Raw genomic sequence first — 20,420 nt, forward strand, 5'->3', positions numbered from 1 at the left:
TTTATCTCCCTCTTCTCATATCGTTAATATCCTGATTCATCTGTGCCTCGAAATTGCGTATAGCCACGTCCCTCGGCGTATCGACACCGGGCTTGAAATACGGACGCGGCTCGCCTCCGAAACGCTCACCGTAGAACTCCGGACCGTGATGATGATGCCGCAGGCCGTGGACGACACCCGCCGTGACGACCGTTCCTGCCGCAAGGGCGGCGAAAATCTTCACGCCGAGACCGCGCTGTGCTTCCGGCCGCATCTTCATGTCCACCTCGCTGAATATTTTCGAAAAGATTTTCATGCGGTGGTAGTCATCGACCGCAAGGAATTTGTCGTAATCCTTCTGGCTGATCTCGTGGCTGATGACCTGCCCGTCGATGACGGCCGTCATCTTGTACTTGCCCTCTATGGGGGACGGGTGTACGGCTATCTCGCCGACCTCGACCTCCCTGCCGTGCCGTTCTTCTCGGTACCAGCCCTTGCGCTCGTCAAGGACGGAAATATCCCGTCCATCGACGGAAGCAGCCGCACCATACGGCATCTCCTGCCGGAGCTGGTTTTCCAGTGGGGAGAGGATTTCCTGCTCCTGTTGCTGACGCTGCGTCAGTTCCTCCTGTACTTCGGGGTGCAGACCAAGGGCGATACGTTGTTTGCTGTCGAGGTCCGCCATCGTTACCTTGTCGGCAAAATCCGCCCCGATAACCCCGTTCAGGACTTCCAGCCGCTTCTCGACCGGTTGTTCCTCGATGGAGTTGGAGGTCAGGACGGCCGTTTCTTCTTCCGTCAGGTCATAGACCAGATCGGCGGTCACCTTTTCGGACTGTACGGTCAGTGTCCGTGCCTCCTTATCGACGATAAGGCCGTGGGAGGCAAGACATTCCTGCCATTTCTCGTTGGAAAAATAGACAGGAGAGCTTATCAGTTCCTTGTAGGTACGGGCCGGTTCCGTGCTGCGCGGACGGCTGACCAGCGGCGTGATGACCGTCTGCAGGTTTTGCAGGACGTCGGCCTGTTGTGCCGGTTGCACCGGTTGTCCGGCCTTGTATTTGTAATAGAAGCCGTAGCCGCCCGACTGCAATTCGCCCGGCTTCATGCGTCCGTCCCACCGTTCAGGGACAACGGGCGGTCCCGGATAGAACAGTTGGCCGCCGACCCGCCGCAGATGGAAGCCCCACTGGTGGCGTGGCGTCCAGCCGAGAAACGGGGGCGGCATACCCAACCGTCCCACATGCCCGTATTCGCCGATACCGATACGGTAGCCGTGCAGCCCCATAGCGACACGACCGTTGGCATTGCGGGCATGGACGAAGTTCTTGGGCATATAAAAGTCTTTCCCTACAATGCTCGTGAACACGTTGTAGGCTTTCTTGTTGGCCGAGTTTGTTCCCCAGTCCGTCAGGGCCAACATCTGACGCTCGGTAAGGTCGTAGGTCAGCAGCGGCGAATCGTGGCCCTGCACCACGAGCCGGTAGCCCGTGCCGTCGCTGACCACGTGGGCCTGCATACCGTTACGCCTCAATATGTCCTGCATTTCGGGTTGCAGGTCCATCATTCGGGGGTTGGTATTCTTTCGTATCGCCATAATCCGTTGTTAAAAAGGGTTTCCGTTATGCATCTCCGTTCTCCATCGCCGCCTCCAGTTGCTCGTCCTTGTAGTGGACGAACTCGGCGGCGGATTCGTTGCCCGCCATAAGGCTGTGCTCCTTGCAATAGCGGGCATATTCCTCCTGCCATTCGGGCGAGAAATGATTCACATAGTCGAGCCAGCCGTATTCGCCGCGCTCCATCTTCTCGATAAGTACCTCTTCGGAATAATATTGGTGTTCTGCCATATTCGCTGGATGTTAAGATATTATTTGTGAACTCCCGCCGCACGGTTACGCTCGGCGCTTTTCTTCTGTTCGTTCCACAGTTCTTCGGTATATTCCTCTTCGGGAACATAGTCGAGGTTGCCGTCATCGTCCATCACCCAGCAGCCGTACACGCCGAAAGTGTACTTGTCCCACTCGCGTTTGGGCTGTTCTTTCCATTTCTGGCTGTCGCCCGAACAGAAGCGGATGCCGGTCTTGTCATGCAGGTCGATGCCCACCGTGACGGGTTCATCGTCCACGACCAGTGTCAGCGGTTCGCCGTTCTGCATACTGTTTACCTCCATTGTACCGAGGTGCATTATGTCGGCCAGCACTTGCAGGTTGCGCCCGATAATCGGCGTGGGGATATACATCACCTGCTTCGTTTCCTCGTCTATCTGCACGAATGCCTTGCTGTGCCGTCCGTCTGCCGTCTCCACATCGGCAAGAATCGCCTTGCCTGCGAGCAGTTGTTTCTGTTGCGCCTCGTCGTAGCGTTCCAGTGGCGAGGATTCCAGGACGGGATAAAATACCACGTCCGACAGACCGTCATCTCTACGGACAAGGGCGAAGCGGCTGCGGCTTTCGATTAGTTCTCCCTTCTCGTCACGGACACGGACCGGAAGCACGGGAGAGTGTCTGCCGTCGCAAATCTCATCGAGGACACGCATCGGCAAGTCCTCGATCATCTCCTGTGTAAGCCCGAATCGGGCCAGTGTCGGATAGGGCAATTCAATTAGTTCAAATCGTACTACATTCATATTTAATTTTGTATTTTGAATTACACTTTGCAAAGATAGATTCTTTTCATTCCCTTGTATATAATAGAATAATATTAGTGTATTAAGAGAGTTTATTTTTATGTTCAGAGTATGATTTTGCGCATAAATTCATACTCTGAATGCTTTTTTTGTTGTACTTTGGTCGAAAAAGGCCGTGGAAACGGGACATCTTGGGCAGGGCTGGTTATATTTGCCGCATGAGAAAGAAACTACTGGTTTTGATGGCGGGTGCTGCAAGTATCGCAGGCCCCGTTCAAGCACAATTCAATACGGTCTCGACCGTGCCGTCCCGATACAGGGTTGAAGTCGTTTCTGCCGGTAGGGATAATGTGGCGACCTTGCCCGGAAACATGCTTTCCGTCCAAGACTCCTTACCGTCGGCAGGAGACGCCGCCCCGGCATTGCCCGCCGACACCTGCAAACACGTATGGATAGAGCGTTACCTTAGCGTAAGCTATCCGCTGCACCGGATGAAAATCAACTCGCTTTATGGGTATCGGAAAGATCCTTTTACCGGAAAAAAGAAGTTTCACAACGGAATCGACCTCCACGCACGGGGCGACGAGGTGATGGCCATGATGGCGGGAGTGGTAGTGAAAGTCGGGCAGGACAAATCCTCCGGCAAGTATGTGACCTTACGGCATGGAGACTACACGGTCAGCTATTGCCACCTGTCGCGTATCCTTACCCGGAAAGGGGCTGCTATCGGGCCGAGGGATGTCGTCGGTATTACCGGTTCTACAGGACGCAGCACCAGCGAACACCTGCATATTTCCTGCAAGCTCGATGGAAAAAGTGTCGATCCGTTAATGGTACTGGATTACATCAAGTCCATACGCGAAGAGTGCGTGGCGGCACTGGCCGAATCCAGAGAGGCCCCCGCATTAAGTCCTGCGGGTGGAAAACACAGATGATTCCGTTTATTTTTGTTAATCATTTCACGGGAATGGTAAAAAAATGCCTTTATGCTTACCTTTGCAAGGCAAAATTAAGGTATGAAAGGATTCGTTGCTGTTCTATCGTTGGTGCTGCTGGCCTTGGTATGCAATTCCGGGGCGCTGCATGTTCCGGCGGCCGGTGTGGCGGCTGCGCAGGAATGTTGTGTCCGAAATACGGACAACGCCTCTTTTCAGCAATTCCATGACAGAGACTCTATCCGGCAAAAAAAGGACAGCGACATAACAGGCATAATCGGGGAAATCCCCGATGTGGCTTGCCGTGCCGGCGCATCGGTAAAGGGGATGCATCTTCGGTACATATCTGTGGAAACGGCCCATTTTCTCCGAATTTTACAGCGGTATCTCATTTGCCGCATGAACAACCTGACCTATTGTTGTACCCTCGTGCATGACTCTTCCCGTAGCCCGAACTGGGATAATGCCTGCGAGCATTATATCTTCGGGATGAGACGGATTCTGATTTAGCGGTTTGTTTTTTTATCGTTTATACTGACGGTTACACTTGGCTGAAAAGCGGGGTGTGGCTGTTCGTCGTGAGTATATCTTATTATTGAACAATCAGCAAAAATAAAATTTTCAATCCGTATGAATCAAAACATTTCTGCTGCCGAAACCCTGTTTTCCGCAGCGCATCCCGATATAAAGAAGATTACCAATATTTCGGCTCTTATTCTTTCCCTCCTTTTTTGTGCGGTGGGACTGTGCCTTCTGTTTTTCTCGTCGAAAGTGGAAGATTCCTCTTCCGCGTCAGGTCCTGTCCTGCTGGTCGGCGGAATCGCCTTTCTGGTGGCCGGAGGTATTCGCCTGATGATAAGAAAAAGGAGTCTGATATACGTTCCGACCGGCAGTTTGGTGAAAAAAGGTTCTTGTTTCTTCGATGCGGGCGACCTCTCTGTATTGGGGCGGTTGCTGGAGGAGAAGACTTTTGACGGCAAGGCAGAGGTACTGCCGAAGAAGGACGGCGGTGTGCGGATGGACTACATGGTTTCGCAGGACGGTAACTTCGCTGCCGTCCAGTTGCTGAAGTATGTTCCTTACGCTTACGAACCGGCATCTTCCGTACTCCATTATACGGGAGAAGAGGCCAGCGCTTTCGTGAATGCTTTGCGGGTCGGCCGATTCTGATTCTGGAAGGGAAACGGTAACAGTTTCCGCAATTTGGCTCGTCCGGCAGCCGGTTCTATAAAAGAACGGTTGCCGGATTTGTTTTTATTGTGGACTGGGGTTTGTTTCTTTGGAAGGCTTTCATTTGCACGACAAATGTCCGGTTCATACATGACGCCATGCTCTGGAAAAGACCCGGTTGTACGGCAGGTTTTCTTGTACTCTGTATCGTTCCGACCATTTTTTATATGTTGAAGGTTAAAGTAATGAGTTATTATATATACCGATTGTTTGGTATTGGCACGGCTGGTAAAAGCTTGTAATTTTGTACCCGTTTTTCATTTCTTTTAAAAACTATAAAAAAATAACGGGTAATTGTGCGTATATCTGTTCTCGGACTGATACTTATGTTCCTGTTTCCGATAACTCTATTTGCCCAACAGAGGGTGGATGTGACCGGAAAGACCCTTGTCGTTTCCAACAATGGAGAAGGACAAGAGGTGTTGCCCTATACCAATATCTTGGTACTCGAAGCCGGGGATTCCACCCTTGTAAAAGGGGTGATGAGTGATGCCGGCGGGAATTTCCGTCTTAGCTTCCATGCAAAGAAAGAATCGCCTTACCTGCTGAAAGTTTCTTATATAGGTATGAAGCCGGAGTTTCGTGCATTAAATACAGGCAAGACGAAAATCCATGTCGGAAACATTGTCTTGACAGAAGGTCTTGAACTGTCCGAAGTGGTGGTCACGGCTCCCATAAAGGAGGTGGAACTGGTGGGCGACACTACCGTCATCAATGCCGATGCCTACCGGATTCCCGAAGGCTCGAACTTGGAAGAGCTGGTAAAAAAGATACCGGGCTTGGAATATGACAGGCAAAACAAAACCTTGGTTTATAATGGGCTTCCCATTGCGGAAATCAATGTTAACGGGGAAGCGTTCTTTGCAGGAAACCATGCGCTGGCTTTGGAAAATCTGCCCGCCGATTTGGTAAGCAGGATAAAAGTGTATGACAAGCGTAGCGAAATGGAGAAATTCATGGGGATAAAAACAGGGGAAGAAAACTATGTGCTCGACCTGCAAACCAAGAAGGAGTTCAACGGTACACTGATGACTTCCGTAGCCGCAGGCAAGGGTAACAACAAGAAAAAAGAAGCGGAACTAATCAGCAATTTCTTCAAAACCGGCGGGGAAAACCTGTCGGTAATCGCCAAAAGCGGCAACCGCAACATGACATCCGCAAACAAAGACAACCGCCAAGACAATGTAGCGGTGAACTTCCTGAAAAAGTTCGGAAAGAAGATACACCTTAACGGGAATGTCATGTACAGCAATGCTATCAATGGGAACGAGGGGACATCTTACTACGAGCAATACCTGAAAACGGGGAACCGCTACCGCTATGCGACCAGCGACCGCCACAACACCAACCGCATGGCAAGCACCATGCTAAGCATGAAATGGAATATCGATAAGATGACCTTGCTGAACCTTTCAGGCAGCTTTAGTGCGATGAAAGGGACAAACGGGAGTGACAGCCGGCAGGCGACCTACAATGAAAATCCAGAATTGGATATCACAGCACCGTTCAATGGGGAAGAAAACGGCCAAACGGAAAACGATATCCGGGTGAATGGCATCCGCATGAACTCCCGTTCAACAAGCGCCAACCGGCAGTATTTCCTGAACGCCGACCTCACCCGACGGCTGAACGAGAAAGGCAGCAGTTTGGGGCTAACCATGCAATACTCGGAGGGGAGAGGAAAGAACGAGGCGTTTTCCGTGTCCTCCACCACCTATTACCAATTGCAGGATGAGTGGGGTAACGATTCCGTCCTCTACCGTAATCAATATTATGACAGCCCAAACAGAAACCGCAAATTCAGCTTGGGACTGATACTGACACAGCCACTACACAAGAGCCTGCGGGCACAACTTTCGTATAAATTCAGACGGGAAAACCAAAACAACGACCGCAATACCTACGACCTGTCCCGCTTTTTCGACGGTACGGACGATGAACCCTTGTACACCCTGCCGGAAGGCTACGAGGCAGCCTATACCGACAGCCTGAGCAACAGAAGCCGAAGCCACACGACAGCGCATGAAGTGGCCCTCCACCTTAACTATACGGACAGAACTTGGGAAATCAACGCTGGCCTGTCCGTCGTTCCCGAACGGCAGAGTCTCGACCAGAAGACCGGGCGGATGCAAGCCGACACGCTGAGAACCTCCGTGAACTACTACCCGGCTGTTACCGTCTTGTGGCACAAAAAGAAAACACGGGTGCAACTAAGTTACGAGGGAGACACGAAACAGCCGGGACTGACCGAACTGCTGACACTGACCGACAACAGCGATCCGCTGAACATTACACGGGGAAATCCCAGCCTGCGCCCTTCGTACAACCAAAGGGTGCGCTTAGAAGCACGAGACACGAAGATAGGTTTGAACGGAGACATGACTTGGGCGAACACGGTGAACAGTGTGACACGGGCTGTGACGTACAATACCCAAACAGGCGGTATAGAAAGCTATCCCGTGAATGTGAACGGGAATTGGAACGCAAGAGCCACCGTGCGATACCAGAAGCGCATCAAACGCCGATTTTCCGTTACCGCACGTACCGGCGCTTCGTTCAGCCAGAACGTAAGCCTTATCAACGAGGGACAGCAGGAGATGCCGGAGCGCAGTACGACCCACAACACGACACTGAATGCCAACCTGCGTTTTGGCTACCAGCCCCAATGGGGAGGTTTCGACCTGACGGGTGACTGGCGTTTCCGCCACTCCACCAACCTTTTGCGCGAAACCGGCGATTACACCCGCGACTACCGCTTGGGGGTGAACGCCTACGCCGACCTGCCCGGCGGCATTCAGTTGCGGAGCGATGTCGATTATTCTTTCCGCAACGGGACGAACATCACCCCCGGCGAAGATGACCAGGTAGTGTGGAACGCCTCCCTTTCTTGGCGTTTCCTCAAACAGAAGAAGGCGGAACTGTCATTCTACTGGGCGGACATCCTTAGCCAGAAAAAGAACTTTACCCGCAGCGTCTCTTCCTCCGGATTGTCGGAGAGACACACGCAGCAGATAGGTAGTTGGTTCATGCTCTCCTTCAAGTACCGTTTTAACAAACAATTATAAAGCAGGAGCGAAGTTTATATTTTTTTAGTTAATGAGTGGTGATTTGCTTCTAATTATATACCAATTTTTAGGTATTGTGCTCTGAGTAAACTCGTTATAATTTTGCACCCCGAAATAATAATAACGAAATAATAAAATCACAGAAAGATGAAAAGAAACAATTTGCATGTCGGTTTGATGGCATTCGCAATGCTGCTGATAGGGGCATCGTGCAGCGATGACGACAACACCCTCTCATACAGCACGGGTGCCGTGCAGAATACCGAATTGAAAACCATTCTTGTTCAAAGAGGCTACACATTCAACGAGGACGGCAATCTGTTGCTTGATGATTTGGCTAACAATACGACGACGCTTGACCTCTCCGGAACGCAGATTTCCACAGACGCACTGGCAGAACTTTCCATGTTCCCTAACTTGACTGATGTGGATCTGTCGGACAATGGTTACGGCCCGGCGTTCGACTTTGCCAAATTGCCGGAACAAATCACCGGAATAGACCTGACGGGTAATGAAATCTACGACTATGATAATCTTGTGAGTGTCGTAGTGGAAGAAAACGGTGATGAAACTGTGACTAACCTGCACGAAATTACCAAACTTTACCTTCCGGAAACCGCTAAAGAGAATATCGAAGATCTCGTGCGTTTCTACCGCCAAAACAAGGAAGCCATCACCGCCGGCACCATTGATATGAAGATGACTGATGTCGACGGCAATCTGCAAACTTATACCACCCTGCGCGACGTGCCCGACGCAAACCTGCTCACTTATTTGCAGACAAATTTTGCCGATCTGTTTAACGGCGACCAAATAGACCTTAGCAAACATTTGGGACTCGACCAGAAAACAAAGGAACTGCTTGTTGCTCCTGCTGATAATGTTACCAACTTTGAGGGTATTCAGTTTCTGGTGGAGAATCCTTATTGGGAAGGTGCTAAAATCAGCCTTTATTCTGCCGGAGAAGAAAGTATAGCTTCTATGCCCAATATAAAAGTAGGGAAATTCATAACCCAAGTCATCCTGCAAAATATAGAAGTGGAAGATATCGACTTATCCAATGCTACAGATTTGCGAAGTGCTTGGGTCCAAAATAACCCGGCATTGCAGAAGTTAGATTTGAGTTATTCCACTATTTGGGGTCAAGGAGATAAAGAAACGGAAGGCAATGGTACGTATGGCAGTAGTCTGATGGTTCTGGGATGTCCTATACTGAAAGAAATCAAATTGCCCGAAAAAAATGAATTGAAAGCCTACAGAATTGATATTGAATGCTTGGACGCATTGGAAACATTTGACATGTCGAATGTCAAGATGGTAGCAGAACTCAGTATAGGTGATTTGAATAAAGACTTTAATCTGGTTTATCCGGAACTGACCATTTTCTATAGTGAAGATGGATATGCCGGTACTTATTTCGCTTGTTCAGAGAACACTTTCTATAGAGAATCAACCCAAGCATTCCTGAAAGCAAATTATACAGACATTGACCCAGACGATACGGTCAGAAGGTTAGGTTATACTTCTTCTTTATCGTATGATAAAAACAAAGGATGCCGTTGGAGGACTTTATTGAACAAACAAAAATAAAGTGTAATTATTTTTTTATTAAACTTTAATTATAAAAACGATGCGAAAATTTTTCTTAGGAGCTGCCCTTGTTGCAGCAAGTTTCGGAATGGCACAGTCTGCTGACGCTGCCACAGTGATGGATGTAGATGGTGTAAGTACCGTATTGGCAATCAGCGATTACGAAGGTACTTATAACGGTACAATGGATCAAATCAAAATGAGAGGAGAAGATTATGAGCCACGTGCTGCATCTTATACTCTTGAAAATGGTATTTTGAGTTGCGATTTTCCGCAGATCGGAAGTATGCCGGGGAATATCACTATCGAGTTGGAAGTAGAAGTAGATGAAGAAACCGGTGAAATTACAGCTTTCAAAGGTGATAAAGCAGGAACTTTGACCATTTTAGGCATGGATTTAGTAACATTGAAGTTAGATTCTTTGACTGATGCCAAAGTTACAGGCAACACTATCGAGTTTACTCTGGCAGTATCCGGTAAGTTCTTAGGTGCAGATTTCCCTGCATCCGTACACTTTGTTGGAACAAAATAATTCGTCATTATTTTGTCAAGCAACGAAATTAAATTCAGAAAGAGTAAGGAGAAAGCTGTCAAACGGCTTTCTCTTAGCTCTTTTTTTGTGTGTTACTAAGAAAAAATTATCACAATATATTCACCTCACCCAATGGGGAAGACACCATTATCCTGTCAGCAAGGCTGCTATGCCGCTAAAAACACTTCCGGTATGCAACCGACGGCGAGGAAACAAAATTATCCAAACCGCCTGAACCGCTTCTGAAGCCTACATGCGGTACACATCAAAGACAGACTTTGCCATCGGAAAAAGCCTGCCTTTAATCATGTAAAAACCATGACTTTACATACCCTTTGCGGAATACACGCAGGCAAGGGTAATGAACAGGAAACAATTATGGATTACAAAACAAGTAAATTATATAAGCAAAATGAAAAAGTTATACTTTTTATTCAGCCTTCTTATGGCAACAGTAATCGGATTAAGTTCGTGTGAAAGTGACGATTCACTTACCAATGAGCCACCTGCACAGGAATATATTGATAAGGCGAAGGAAATCCTTGTAGGAGACCTCGTGCTCTCAACCCGTGCTACAATGAGCGGTGTGGACAAGACGCTGTTGGAAAGCGGTTGCCCCACCAAATTCAACTTTTCTTGGCGGGAAGACGGCACGATGGTGCTCGACCTGAGCGACTTCACCGTGGGCGCCATGCCCTTCGCCATCACCTTCCGCTGTGCAACGAAGTTTATGCAACTCAACAGTTGGGAAAAGGATGAATACCCCGGCAGCGGTTGGGTGAAGTTCGTGGGAACGGACGGAAATGTCACCACGAGCGGCGATGACGCTGCGGACAACCAGGAAGGGAGCGGCGCCCGTGTAGATGGTTTCCTGAACGTGGACACCAAGCAAGTGGAGTTCATCGTGGACTACAACATGATGAACGTGCGCACCGAAACCTTCCTGCAAGAAATCGACAAGAGCCGTATCGACCGCTTTGAAGAAGAATTTGCCCAGTACGAAAAAGACTTGGAAGAAGCCAAGAAAGAACAGGGCAAGGCTTGACCTTTCGATTGCAGGAAAGAAGGAAAGACCGTAAGACACACGGCTTTCCCTCTTTTTTGTGTAGAATAACATGTTTTGATGATAGACAGATGAAAAGAATAACAGCCATCTTATTTTGTGTCTTACTGGCATGTATGAATGCCCAGGCACAACGTAAAGTAAAGCTCAAAGTTCTGGAGAAAGGGACGGAACAGCCGGTCATCGCGGCCACTGTGGTCTATGCCGATAACGAAGCGTTGCAAAACCTGCAGGGGAGCGTCACGAATGTGGACGGGCTGGCGGAACTGAAAATCCCCTCCAAGAAAACGTATTATTACAAAATATCCTATGTCGGTTTTGTTCCGGCAACAGGAAAGATAGAAGCGACCGAAACCGAGAAGACCGTCTATCTGGAAGAGGATCATTTGGGACTGAACGAGGTAGTCGTCACCGGTTCGCGTACAGCGCGACCCATCAAGATGTCGCCCGTTACGACGCAAGTCTTGGGCGGCAAGCAGTTGGTCGAAGCCGGATACAGCAACCTGCAACAGGCATTGCAGCAGGAAACTCCCGGTCTGAATATCCAGAAGGTGGGCTTCGGAAACGAAATCTCCATGCAGGGGCTCGACGCCCGCCACGTGCTGTTCCTGATGGACGGCGAGCGCATGACGGGCGACATGGCCGGGAATCTCGACTACGAGCGTTTCAACCTGCACGCCATCGACCGTATCGAGATTGTAAAAGGAGCCAGCAGTACGCTGTACGGCTCGCGTGCCGCCGGTGCGGTAATCAACCTTATCACGAAGAAAACGACCAAACCGCTTTCCATCGACGCAGGTGTGCGCTACGGACAGATGAACGAGCGCAATTACAAGAATCCGCAACCGAAGGATTTTTTGTATATGTTCGAGAAGAATGCCGACCGCCCCAACCTGCAAGGCTGGGTATCTGCCGGATTCAAGGCGGGGAAAGTAACCTCGCAGACCGACGCATGGTACAGTTCCTCGGATGCGTTCTACATGTATCAGGCGGAGAATGACAAGAAGGTCTACACGCAGGAGGCCAATCCCTTCCTTCCGCACGACATCACCGTGGTCAACTCGTCCTCACGTCCGCCGATGGGCATCGAGGGCAAGGAGCATATCACGGTTTCCCAAAAACTGTATTACGACCCGACCGATGACCTCTCGGTCTTGGTTTACGGGAGCACCTTCTTCATGAACACGTATGACCTGATACAGGACATGACTTTCAGCCAGGCGCGTGACTGGACGGCGGGAGCCAAGCTGACCTACCACGTGAAGGACTGGTTCAGCGTTACGGGTAGCCTTCATGCCGACTTTTACGACCGCTTCAAGCGGCACGAGCGCATCGACACGCGCAACAAGGACTACGAGAGTAGCATCTGGCAGCCGCGCCTGACCATCACGAGCAACTACTTCGACGGGCACAGCCTGATCTTCGGTGTGGAACATACGTCGGACGAACTGACCTCCGACCGTTTCTCCGGCAATGCCAACCACGATCTGAAAACCCGCGCCTTGAAAGAAACGGAGTATTTCTTGCAGGACGAGTGGACCATCAACCCCAAGTGGATGGTATCTGCCGGACTGCGTACCAACTTCTCGAAGGCGTTCGGTTTCATGGGGATGCCCAAGATTGCCGCCAAGTATTCGCCCAACGAACGGTGGAGCATCCGCGCCAACTATTCGATGGGATACCGTTCTCCGAGTATCAAGGAACTCTTCTTCAACTGGGACCATTTGGGCATGTTCATGATCCGCGGAAACGAGAACATGCAACCGGAAAAGAACAATTATTTCTCGCTGGGAGCCGAGTACAGCAACGACCGCCTGTTCCTGTCCGGTACGGCCTACGGCAACTATTTCCGTGATAAAATCGAGGGCGTATGGCGCATCTACGACATGCAGTACAACTTCGAGTACACCAATTTGAGCAAGCAACGCCTTCTGGGGCTGGAAGCCTTGCTGCGCTGGCACGTGCTGGACTGCCTGACGCTGAACGGGACGTACAGCTTCGTGAACGTGAGCAAGAACGAGGGCATACAGGTGAACACCACCTCTCCCCATGCCGCCACGGCCAGTCTGGACTACAAGTTCACGAAGAAGAACTACCGGTTGAACGCCGTGTTCAGCGCCTCGTACATGGGACGCAAGAAGTTCGACGTGCAGGACCGCGTGTTCGTGGAAGAGGACAACAAGAGCTATGACGCCTACTTCCGTTGCGACCTGCCGCAATACGTGCTGTGCAACCTGTCGGTGTCGCAGACCTTCTACAATAAGGTAAAACTGACGCTCGGTGTGGACAACATCTTCAACTACGTGCCGAAAACCCTCGGTTCGGGCATCACGATGTTCAACGTGCCCGCCACGCCGGGAACACGCGGATGGGTGCAGTTGGAATTTATGCTGGACGATGTGATTAACTCTTTAAGGAAAAAGAAATGATTAAATATACGACAATGAAACGTATGGGATTATTCAAAACGGTAAGCCTCCTGCTGGGCTGTCTCACGATGTTCTCCTGCGTGGACTATGACGACATACAGCCCTTTACGGGCAAGACGCTGCCCCGCAAGTCGGGCTATTCCACAGGGGTGACGAACGACTGGATATACTTCAACCTCCGCACGGGAGAGTCATTCAACACTTACACCGTGAACAAGGACATCAAGGAAGGCGAACAAATCAACCGCACGGACTGGGATCTGGCTTTCTGCGGCTATACCATGCGTACCAATTCGGGTACGAGCGGCATCGGTCAGGGCGGTGCCGCCGACTTGGGCTATGGCGGTTACGATGACTGGACGAGCGTTTCACAACTGCCTTCCGACTTGGAATGGGTCGTTGACACGGACGACGTGCGCGTCACCATGTCGCAGAACGACTGGAACCATTACCTTGTGGAAAACAATCTGGACTTCGATGCCAACCCGTGGTTCGACCCCAACAACGGTCCTGCCACGACCGAGACCAATGCCAACCCGCTGCTGTCGCAGGCCATGAGCTTCTCCGGGCCTCCCCCCACATACACCCCTTCGTTCCACACGTATGTGGTGCGTACCGCCGACGGAGAGAGGTACTTCAAGATACAGATTATCAGTTGGTACGATGCCAACGTGGAAATCGGTGATGAAGGCGGGAGAATCAGTTACTATTGCGACGAATTGAAATGACGGAAAGTATGATGGGACAATTCGTGCGCTTTATGCGCTTCTGCAACCGGCGGTGGGTGAAATGGCCGACAGTTATCGTCTTCCTGACGGCGATAACGGTCGCCCACTTCGTCATGGCAGACAAGTACGGGGACAGCCCCAATGCTCCCACTTGGGAGTTTACAATTACGCTGCACGCCGCCATGCTGGTTGCTGCGGCAATTATTATAGTATTCTACAAGAAACGTATCAAACGTAAATTAATGGAATATGGAAAAGACTAACGTAACGACCACTGAAACAACAAATGTAACACCTCCTGCCGCCAAACGGCGCTATTGGTGGAAAGCCATCGCTTCTTTCCTCATGGTATTGTTTACCATGCCTTTGGGGCACGGGCTGATGATTATCATGGAGCATCTGATGAGCGAGACCGTTCTGCACTATTCGGCCTTTGTCATGGGCGCGGTAGGTATGGCGATGGTGATTGTCGGCGTATTCGCCAAAGGAGATACGCGCCAAACACTCTGGGGATTCTTCGGCGGTCTGCTCTTCTGGACAGGCTGGGTGGAATTTCTCTTCATGTATTTTGCCAACCGTTTCGGCACGCAGCCGGAACTCGACCCTGTGACGGGTGAAATCGTAACCCGTCCCGAATATCTCATACTGCCCGCCTCGTTCGGTTTTTGGATGATGATTATGGTAATGTACCTGTTCAGTACAAAGAACGGATGCAACTTCATCAACTGGTGGCAACGGTTGCTCTTCCGTGGTAAGAAGAACGACATCGCCGCCCGCCCCATGACGCGCCACACGAGTATCGTCACATTCATGGAACTGATGATGTTGCTGTGGACTTCCTACCTGTTGCTGATGTTCTGCTACGATGATGTATTCCTGGGCGAGAATCATCCGGTGACACTGTTGGTGGGGGTCGGATGCTTTATCGGCTCGTTCTTTATCTTCGCCAAACAGTTGCGCCTTTCTGCGTGGGGGGCCAACATCCGTATGGCAATCGCTACCGTTATCGTGTTCTGGACACCGATTGAGATCCTTGGCCGTATGGATTTGTTGAGCGAGATATGGGTAGACCCTATGGGGCATAAGACGGAAATGATTATCATACTGGCAGCGTTCCTTGTACTGGCTGTTTACCTGTGGTATATGGGTGCGAAGAAAAAGAATGCCGTTTCCCAATAAAGAAAACCGGATATGGCAGCAACAAAAGAGAGAAAAAGGCACTGGCTTAAAGCGTTTGTCTCCATCGCTGTGACATTGGTTGCCATGCCGCTGACACACATCCTGGCACGTGCGCTGAAAGACGGTACGGCGGGGGTGGAACAGTTCTATGCCGGTATGGGAATGGGGCTGTTCGGTTTGCTGATGGTCATTATCGGTGTATTCATAAAAGGCGACGTCAAACAAACGCTGTTGGGTTTGTTCGGCGGTATGTTTTACTGGATGGGCGCCATCGACTTCCTGTTTATGTACTATGCCAACCGTTTCGGCACGCAGGCGCAGCTCGACCCGGTAACGGGCGAGATTGTCAGCCGGCCGGAATACCTGATACTTCCGTCCACATTCGGGTTCTGGGCCATGACGATGATGCTGTACCTGTTCTGCACTGCCAACGGCTGCAATTTCCTGAACTGGTGGCAGCGCTTGTTCTTCGGCAAGCACAAGAAGGAAATCGCCGCACGCCCCATGACACGCCATACCAGCATTGTCGCTTTTATGGAAGTCATTACCATGCTGTGGACGTGCTACTTGGTGCTGATGTTCTGCTACGATGAGCGTTTTTTTGGTGACCATCATCCGGTGACATTGCTTGTCGGGATGCTGGGCTTCATCGGTTCGCTGTTCATGTTCGCCAAGCTGTTGCGTTATGCTTCGTGGGGCATGAGCCTGCGTTTCGGTTTCGCCACCGTAATTATCTTCTGGATCGCGGTAGAGGTCTTCGACCGGATTCACCTGCTGAACGGGCTATGGGCAAATCCACAAGGACATGTGCAGGAAATCGCGTTGATTCTGGTTTCGTTTGCAGTAACCGGGCTTTATCTCGCTTGTGACAGACGAAAGAAAACTGCGGATGTAAAACGACAATAAAAGATAAATCATGAAACGGATAACTTGGAGGAAACATCATAAATGGTTCGGGTTGCTGTTCTGCTTCTTCATGCTCATGTTCTGTTGGAGCGGTATTGTGCTGAATCATCGTGAAGCGGTGGCCGACATCAACGTCAGCCGGAAGTGGCTGCCTGCGGGTTATCGTTTCGAAGCATGGAACGGCGGGCTGCTGAGGGGAACGCTGCGCTATACGGACAAGGATTCCGTGGCTCATATACTGGCCTATGGTGCAGCCGGGGTATGGCGCACGGACACTGCCGCCTCGGCTTTTGCGGACTTCAACGAAGGACTTTCCCAAGGGGCGGACTACCGTAGCATGAAAGGCATAGTGCAAACACCCGACGGTACGCTGTATGCCGCCGGCCAGTTCGGCCTGTACCGCCACGACGGAACGGCTTGGATAGAAATCCCCCTGCCTTTGGACGAGGGAGAACGTCTTTCGGACATCACCGTCCGGGGCGACACGCTGGTAGTTGCCGGACGTTCGTACCTCTATCTCTCCACGTCTTCTCACGCCGGATTTCGGAAAATACAGGTGAAAGTTCCCGACGGTTACGAGCCGAAGGTGACGCTTTTCCGCACGGTGTGGATGTTGCATAGCGGGGAGTTGTTCGGCACGGCAGGCAAGCTGGTTGTGGATGCGGTGGCTGTTGTGCTGGTTCTCCTGTGCCTCACGGGGCTTGCCTACTGGCTGCTGCCCAAGGACATGCGCCGCCGCCACCGCCACGGGCGGCACACGGAAGGCGAAGCCCGATGGACACGCCTCTCCCTGCTGTGGCACGACAAGCTGGGACGCACCACTATCATACTGACCCTCTTGGTGGCCGTTACGGGCTGGTGTCTCCGTCCACCCGTCATGATACCGTTGGCTCTGACTAAGACACCCGCTCTGCCCGGCACTTCCTTAGACAGCCCTAATCCTTGGCACGACAAGCTGCGCATGGTGCGCTATGACGATATGTGCGGTGACTGGCTGCTCTCCACTTCCGAAGGTTTTTATTCGCTGGCTTCACCGGATGCCGTTCCCGTGAAGGTGGAGGAAGCTCCCCCGGTCAGTGTCATGGGGCTGAATGTCTGGCAAAAGGATAAGCAGGGGAACTGGCTGGCCGGTTCGTTCAGCGGCCTGTTCGTTTGGGACAGACAGCAGGGCTGGGTAACGGACTACTTCACGGGAGAAGAAGCCGAAGATACAGCCGGTCCTCCTTTCGGCAAGTTTGCCGTTTCGGGTTACAGTGCGGATTTCAAGGGAAAGGAATGCGTGGTGGAATATTACGAGGGAACGGATGCACTTGTCCAGCCCGGCGAACTCTCCACACAACCCATGTCGCTTTGGAACTTCGCTTTGGAAGTACACAGCGGACGGGTGTTCATAGGCAGCGTGGCTACTTACGTGTTTGTCTTCCTCGTGGGAGGAGGATGCGTATGGTGTCTGTGGACAGGATATAGGGTGAGAAAAGGAAACAAGTAATAAAACTTGTTTTTAAGAAAGTCTCTTGGAGATTGAGCACACCCGATTCTACACAAAATGCGATGGCATACGGCAGAACGCCCTGTTTATTTTCATGCAGGACCGGAGAGATAAAACGGCATTTGAAAGAAACGGATTGCCAGTTGAAAATTTGGGAGGCTTTGTTCAAGATTCCATTGGTTGGAATGACCGCATACGGAGACATCGCCTCTTTGCGCATAAAAAGTGAGGTTGTGCCGGTTTGAAGTGAACAACCTCACTTTTTATAATTTGGGGCAGCGATTGTTTAACATCCTCCGCAACATCCGCCTCTTCTGTGTTTCTTGTGATGACGATGATAATCGCAGCAACGACCTTCATGATCACAATCTACGCAACTTCTGCATTCTTCATTCTTGCGACAACCTCTGCATTCCGAGCAGTCCGTATCGCATTTACACTTGCGGCAGGTACAGTCCTCGCAACAACATTCTATTTTCACTGTTTCCTTTTCTTTTTTGTCCTTTTGTGCAAACAGGGTCACACAGCAGGCTGAAAAAACGAGGACACAAGTCAATACGATTTTCTTCATAAATTATAATGTTTTAATGTAATGACTAAAAATACTTGTCCCTATTATTCTTGGTTTTTCGGGAAAATTAAAATTACGTTTCCAAAAATAGAGATATAATTCAATAATCACAAATCACTTATAATAAATGATGTGAAAAATGAGATTCCATTCAAAATATGAATTAAGAGAAATCTTTCCGCAAGTACACCATGTCGGTAAGCAGCTTTCCATCCTCATAAATCGGATGATCGTAATTATCCGTGAAGAAATTTTTCAGTCGGTGTGAGATACGAAAGCCGCAATGTTCGTAGAAAGAGAGTGTAGATGGCGTATCTCCCGTACCGACAAGCATGACGGAACATCTGCCCTGATAGTATCCAAAGAGATAATCAACCAGCCGTTTTCCGTATCCTTTGCGTTGGGAGGAGGGACAAACGGCTATGTTTTTTATTTCGTAAATACCCTCTCCTTCACACGTCACTACAGAGATAGCCTTCAGACCGTCATCATAGAGGGCAAACATCTCACCTCGTTCCAGATATTTGTCTATCATGCTTTCTTGTTCATCTGCCAACAACAGCAAATCCAAGAATTGTTTCTTGTTAGAAGTAATAAGTTTTATTTCCATGTCATATATTCTTTTTCCAATGTTCCAAAACCGTTTCCAAGTGTTCAAGTCCCCTTTCTACCACCCCTTGATAAAAAGGATAAGGCTTTTTCCCGATGATGTTCAAACGAATTTCAACAATAGTCATTCTTTCATTTCGTCAGTTCCTTGATTTTGTTCACGATGCAGCCACCCCACACGTGCGCCTTTATCAGAAGCAGAGGCGGCCGGGTAACGGTTTTTCCATAGAAGATGGCCGCCACCACCTTGCCGCCGCACCTTTCTATCTCCTCCTTGTAGTCGGCCATACTCTGTCCGCTTGTCAGCACGTCGTCCACGATGATAATCTGTTTCCCTTCGATATTCCCCGTGATACGGTAGTTCCTTTCGAGGATACGGTTTTCGCCGCCTTTCGCCTCGTGCAAGCTGTCGCGTGACTCGAACACATCGACATCATATAAGCCCGAACTTAGGTCCGGCCGGTGGGTTGTGATGTACCAGTCGAGCCGTTTGAATCGCCGGGCATACTTGAACTCGTCGCTGCACGGCATAAACAGGATGTGGTAAGGGGCATCGGCCAAATTCAAGACGGACATGCACGCCTTAAAAAACTCGATACCGTGATTTTCGCCCTCTTTGAACTGGTAGAGGGAACAGCAGAACGCCCGCTGTTCATCGTCGATCAGGTCGGCGTACCGTGAAGGATAGTAATACCCATAGAAAGCGACTTTTATTCCGTGCGATTTGAACGGCTTGAGCGGCTGATGGTCCTCGAAAAAGTCCGAACGGGCGAAACAGAACATGAGGCAGGCTTCCCGATGGCCCGCCAGTACCGCCAGACGGCAATAACGGTCGCGCTCTTTGGCGGTAGCGGCGTGCTGCTGCGAACGCAGCAGCTGCAGTCTTCCGTCGCCAGAAACCGGCAAGATACGACAGCAGGACTGCAAGGCCGCACAAAACCATGAACCAGAGCTTTGCTTCCATATTCATTGGGATAAGGTTATTCCGACATACCTGTACAACCGGCAGTTTTCTCTGCCACGGGAGCTTTGCACCTGCCGTTCACCTGTTTCAATGTCTTCTCGAAATATCTTGTTTTCATGTATTTATGCAATTTATTACTGTGTAATATATAAGCAAAGGAATGAATTACATTTTGTCTGCTGACATTCCTAATATTTTTTCCATATTGGGACGAAAGAAATTGCCCCACTCTTCCAGTTTCTCAATGATAGGCAAAAGGGTTTCACCTATCGGAGTAATCGAGTATTCGGAATGTGGGGGAAGTTCCGCAAATATTTTCTTCTCTATGATTCCATACATTTCCAATTTCTTTAATTGCTGATTTATAACACGAGCATTGGCTTCAGGAAACAATTTGTGTAATTTGCTCGGACATTTAGCCCCATCGCTTAGCTCAAAAATGATACAACTTTTCCATGTCCCACTAATAACTTCCATTGCAATTCTGATTCCGTAATCAATGTCAAAAGGTATTTTCGATACCCG

Annotated in this window: 18 protein-coding genes and 1 pseudogene; 13 read left to right on the forward strand and 6 right to left on the reverse strand. The window is 50.1% G+C overall.

Translation table 11 applies throughout. From position 1 onward, the window contains the following. Position 1: 1 nt before the first annotated feature. From KG118_RS01145 to KG118_RS01155, 3 genes are read right to left on the reverse strand one after another with little or no spacing between them, the layout of a single operon-like run. Positions 2-1,576: a hypothetical protein gene (locus tag KG118_RS01145; RefSeq protein ID WP_007567553.1), complete on the reverse strand. Its 1,575-nt coding sequence runs from the start codon at positions 1,574-1,576 to the stop codon at positions 2-4. A 25-nt stretch (positions 1,577-1,601) separates the two neighbouring features. Continuing rightward, on the reverse strand, positions 1,602-1,826 hold the full coding sequence (locus KG118_RS01150) for a hypothetical protein (RefSeq protein ID WP_007567552.1): 225 nt from the start codon (positions 1,824-1,826) through the stop codon (positions 1,602-1,604). Positions 1,827-1,846: 20 nt separating this feature from the next. After that, on the reverse strand, positions 1,847-2,605 hold the full coding sequence (locus KG118_RS01155; protein ID WP_007567550.1) for a DUF4099 domain-containing protein: 759 nt from the start codon (positions 2,603-2,605) through the stop codon (positions 1,847-1,849). A 140-nt stretch (positions 2,606-2,745) separates the two neighbouring features. Between KG118_RS01155 and KG118_RS01160 the strand changes: the two genes are divergently transcribed. The 13 genes from KG118_RS01160 to KG118_RS01220 all read left to right on the forward strand — a co-directional run bounded on the left by KG118_RS01160 (position 2,746) and on the right by KG118_RS01220 (position 17,751). After that, positions 2,746-3,540 carry a M23 family metallopeptidase gene (locus tag KG118_RS01160; RefSeq protein WP_007567541.1) on the forward strand — a complete coding sequence of 265 codons (795 nt, stop codon included), beginning with the start codon at positions 2,746-2,748 and terminating at the stop codon, positions 3,538-3,540. Positions 3,541-3,621: 81 nt separating this feature from the next. Then, positions 3,622-4,050 carry a hypothetical protein gene (locus tag KG118_RS01165; protein ID WP_007567540.1) on the forward strand — a complete coding sequence of 143 codons (429 nt, stop codon included), beginning with the start codon at positions 3,622-3,624 and terminating at the stop codon, positions 4,048-4,050. A 120-nt stretch (positions 4,051-4,170) separates the two neighbouring features. Beyond that, entirely contained in the window at positions 4,171-4,710 is a 540-nt protein-coding gene (locus tag KG118_RS01170; protein WP_007567538.1) for a hypothetical protein, read from the forward strand. 386 nt (positions 4,711-5,096) lie between these two features. Next, positions 5,097-7,835, forward strand: coding sequence for an outer membrane beta-barrel protein (locus KG118_RS01175; protein WP_007567535.1), 2,739 nt, complete (start codon positions 5,097-5,099; stop codon positions 7,833-7,835). Between the two features lie 147 nt (positions 7,836-7,982). Next, positions 7,983-9,425: a hypothetical protein gene (locus KG118_RS01180; RefSeq protein ID WP_007569382.1), complete on the forward strand. Its 1,443-nt coding sequence runs from the start codon at positions 7,983-7,985 to the stop codon at positions 9,423-9,425. Between the two features lie 40 nt (positions 9,426-9,465). Next, complete coding sequence (locus KG118_RS01185; protein WP_007569380.1) at positions 9,466-9,957, forward strand: hypothetical protein; 492 nt, start codon at positions 9,466-9,468, stop codon at positions 9,955-9,957. A 412-nt stretch (positions 9,958-10,369) separates the two neighbouring features. Continuing rightward, on the forward strand, positions 10,370-11,002 hold the full coding sequence (locus tag KG118_RS01190; protein ID WP_044301994.1) for a DUF4903 family protein: 633 nt from the start codon (positions 10,370-10,372) through the stop codon (positions 11,000-11,002). 89 nt (positions 11,003-11,091) lie between these two features. Continuing rightward, positions 11,092-13,449 carry a TonB-dependent receptor gene (locus tag KG118_RS01195; RefSeq protein WP_008655042.1) on the forward strand — a complete coding sequence of 786 codons (2,358 nt, stop codon included), beginning with the start codon at positions 11,092-11,094 and terminating at the stop codon, positions 13,447-13,449. Positions 13,450-13,463: 14 nt separating this feature from the next. Then, positions 13,464-14,177, forward strand: coding sequence for an HmuY family protein (locus KG118_RS01200; protein WP_008655044.1), 714 nt, complete (start codon positions 13,464-13,466; stop codon positions 14,175-14,177). Positions 14,178-14,185: 8 nt separating this feature from the next. After that, a complete protein-coding gene (locus KG118_RS01205; RefSeq protein ID WP_225719307.1) occupies positions 14,186-14,440 on the forward strand; it encodes a hypothetical protein in 255 nt (84 codons plus the stop codon). Further along, positions 14,427-15,356, forward strand: coding sequence for a hypothetical protein (locus KG118_RS01210; protein WP_007569373.1), 930 nt, complete (start codon positions 14,427-14,429; stop codon positions 15,354-15,356). Before KG118_RS01205 ends, KG118_RS01210 begins: the two co-directional genes overlap by 14 nt. A 12-nt stretch (positions 15,357-15,368) precedes the next feature. Further along, entirely contained in the window at positions 15,369-16,262 is an 894-nt protein-coding gene (locus KG118_RS01215; RefSeq protein ID WP_007569372.1) for a hypothetical protein, read from the forward strand. A gap of 10 nt (positions 16,263-16,272) precedes the next feature. Continuing rightward, a complete protein-coding gene (locus tag KG118_RS01220) occupies positions 16,273-17,751 on the forward strand; it encodes a PepSY domain-containing protein (RefSeq protein WP_007569370.1) in 1,479 nt (492 codons plus the stop codon). Between the two features lie 734 nt (positions 17,752-18,485). On the opposite strand, the gene KG118_RS01225 is transcribed toward KG118_RS01220, so the two are convergent. The 3 genes and pseudogenes from KG118_RS01225 to KG118_RS01235 all read right to left on the reverse strand — a co-directional run bounded on the left by KG118_RS01225 (position 18,486) and on the right by KG118_RS01235 (position 20,372). After that, positions 18,486-18,932 carry a GNAT family N-acetyltransferase gene (locus tag KG118_RS01225; protein WP_007569366.1) on the reverse strand — a complete coding sequence of 149 codons (447 nt, stop codon included), beginning with the start codon at positions 18,930-18,932 and terminating at the stop codon, positions 18,486-18,488. A 131-nt stretch (positions 18,933-19,063) separates the two neighbouring features. After that, positions 19,064-19,895, reverse strand: a pseudogene (locus KG118_RS01230) (phosphoribosyltransferase family protein). A gap of 165 nt (positions 19,896-20,060) precedes the next feature. Then, positions 20,061-20,372: a winged helix-turn-helix transcriptional regulator gene (locus KG118_RS01235; protein WP_007569362.1), complete on the reverse strand. Its 312-nt coding sequence runs from the start codon at positions 20,370-20,372 to the stop codon at positions 20,061-20,063. Between the last annotated feature and the right edge of the window lie 48 nt (positions 20,373-20,420).

The sequence above is a fragment of the Bacteroides propionicigenes genome, assembly GCF_018390535.1.
Taxonomy (GTDB): domain Bacteria; phylum Bacteroidota; class Bacteroidia; order Bacteroidales; family Bacteroidaceae; genus Bacteroides; species Bacteroides propionicigenes.

Bases quoted from the DNA above. Each gene is read 5' to 3' on its own strand.
- KG118_RS01145 (WP_007567553.1), bottom strand. From the start codon at position 1,576: ATGGCGATACGAAAGAATACCAACCCCCGAATGATGGACCTGCAACCC.
- KG118_RS01180 (WP_007569382.1), top strand. From the start codon at position 7,983: ATGAAAAGAAACAATTTGCATGTCGGTTTGATGGCATTCGCAATGCTG.
- KG118_RS01210 (WP_007569373.1), top strand. From the start codon at position 14,427: ATGGAAAAGACTAACGTAACGACCACTGAAACAACAAATGTAACACCT.
- KG118_RS01175 (WP_007567535.1), top strand. From the start codon at position 5,097: ATGTTCCTGTTTCCGATAACTCTATTTGCCCAACAGAGGGTGGATGTG.
- KG118_RS01195 (WP_008655042.1), top strand. From the start codon at position 11,092: ATGAAAAGAATAACAGCCATCTTATTTTGTGTCTTACTGGCATGTATG.
- KG118_RS01160 (WP_007567541.1), top strand. From the start codon at position 2,746: ATGCTTTTTTTGTTGTACTTTGGTCGAAAAAGGCCGTGGAAACGGGAC.
- KG118_RS01235 (WP_007569362.1), bottom strand. From the start codon at position 20,372: ATGGAAGTTATTAGTGGGACATGGAAAAGTTGTATCATTTTTGAGCTA.
- KG118_RS01165 (WP_007567540.1), top strand. From the start codon at position 3,622: ATGAAAGGATTCGTTGCTGTTCTATCGTTGGTGCTGCTGGCCTTGGTA.
- KG118_RS01185 (WP_007569380.1), top strand. From the start codon at position 9,466: ATGCGAAAATTTTTCTTAGGAGCTGCCCTTGTTGCAGCAAGTTTCGGA.
- KG118_RS01150 (WP_007567552.1), bottom strand. From the start codon at position 1,826: ATGGCAGAACACCAATATTATTCCGAAGAGGTACTTATCGAGAAGATG.
- KG118_RS01220 (WP_007569370.1), top strand. From the start codon at position 16,273: ATGAAACGGATAACTTGGAGGAAACATCATAAATGGTTCGGGTTGCTG.
- KG118_RS01205 (WP_225719307.1), top strand. From the start codon at position 14,186: ATGATGGGACAATTCGTGCGCTTTATGCGCTTCTGCAACCGGCGGTGG.
- KG118_RS01215 (WP_007569372.1), top strand. From the start codon at position 15,369: ATGGCAGCAACAAAAGAGAGAAAAAGGCACTGGCTTAAAGCGTTTGTC.
- KG118_RS01225 (WP_007569366.1), bottom strand. From the start codon at position 18,932: ATGGAAATAAAACTTATTACTTCTAACAAGAAACAATTCTTGGATTTG.
- KG118_RS01170 (WP_007567538.1), top strand. From the start codon at position 4,171: ATGAATCAAAACATTTCTGCTGCCGAAACCCTGTTTTCCGCAGCGCAT.
- KG118_RS01200 (WP_008655044.1), top strand. From the start codon at position 13,464: ATGAAACGTATGGGATTATTCAAAACGGTAAGCCTCCTGCTGGGCTGT.
- KG118_RS01155 (WP_007567550.1), bottom strand. From the start codon at position 2,605: ATGAATGTAGTACGATTTGAACTAATTGAATTGCCCTATCCGACACTG.
- KG118_RS01190 (WP_044301994.1), top strand. From the start codon at position 10,370: ATGAAAAAGTTATACTTTTTATTCAGCCTTCTTATGGCAACAGTAATC.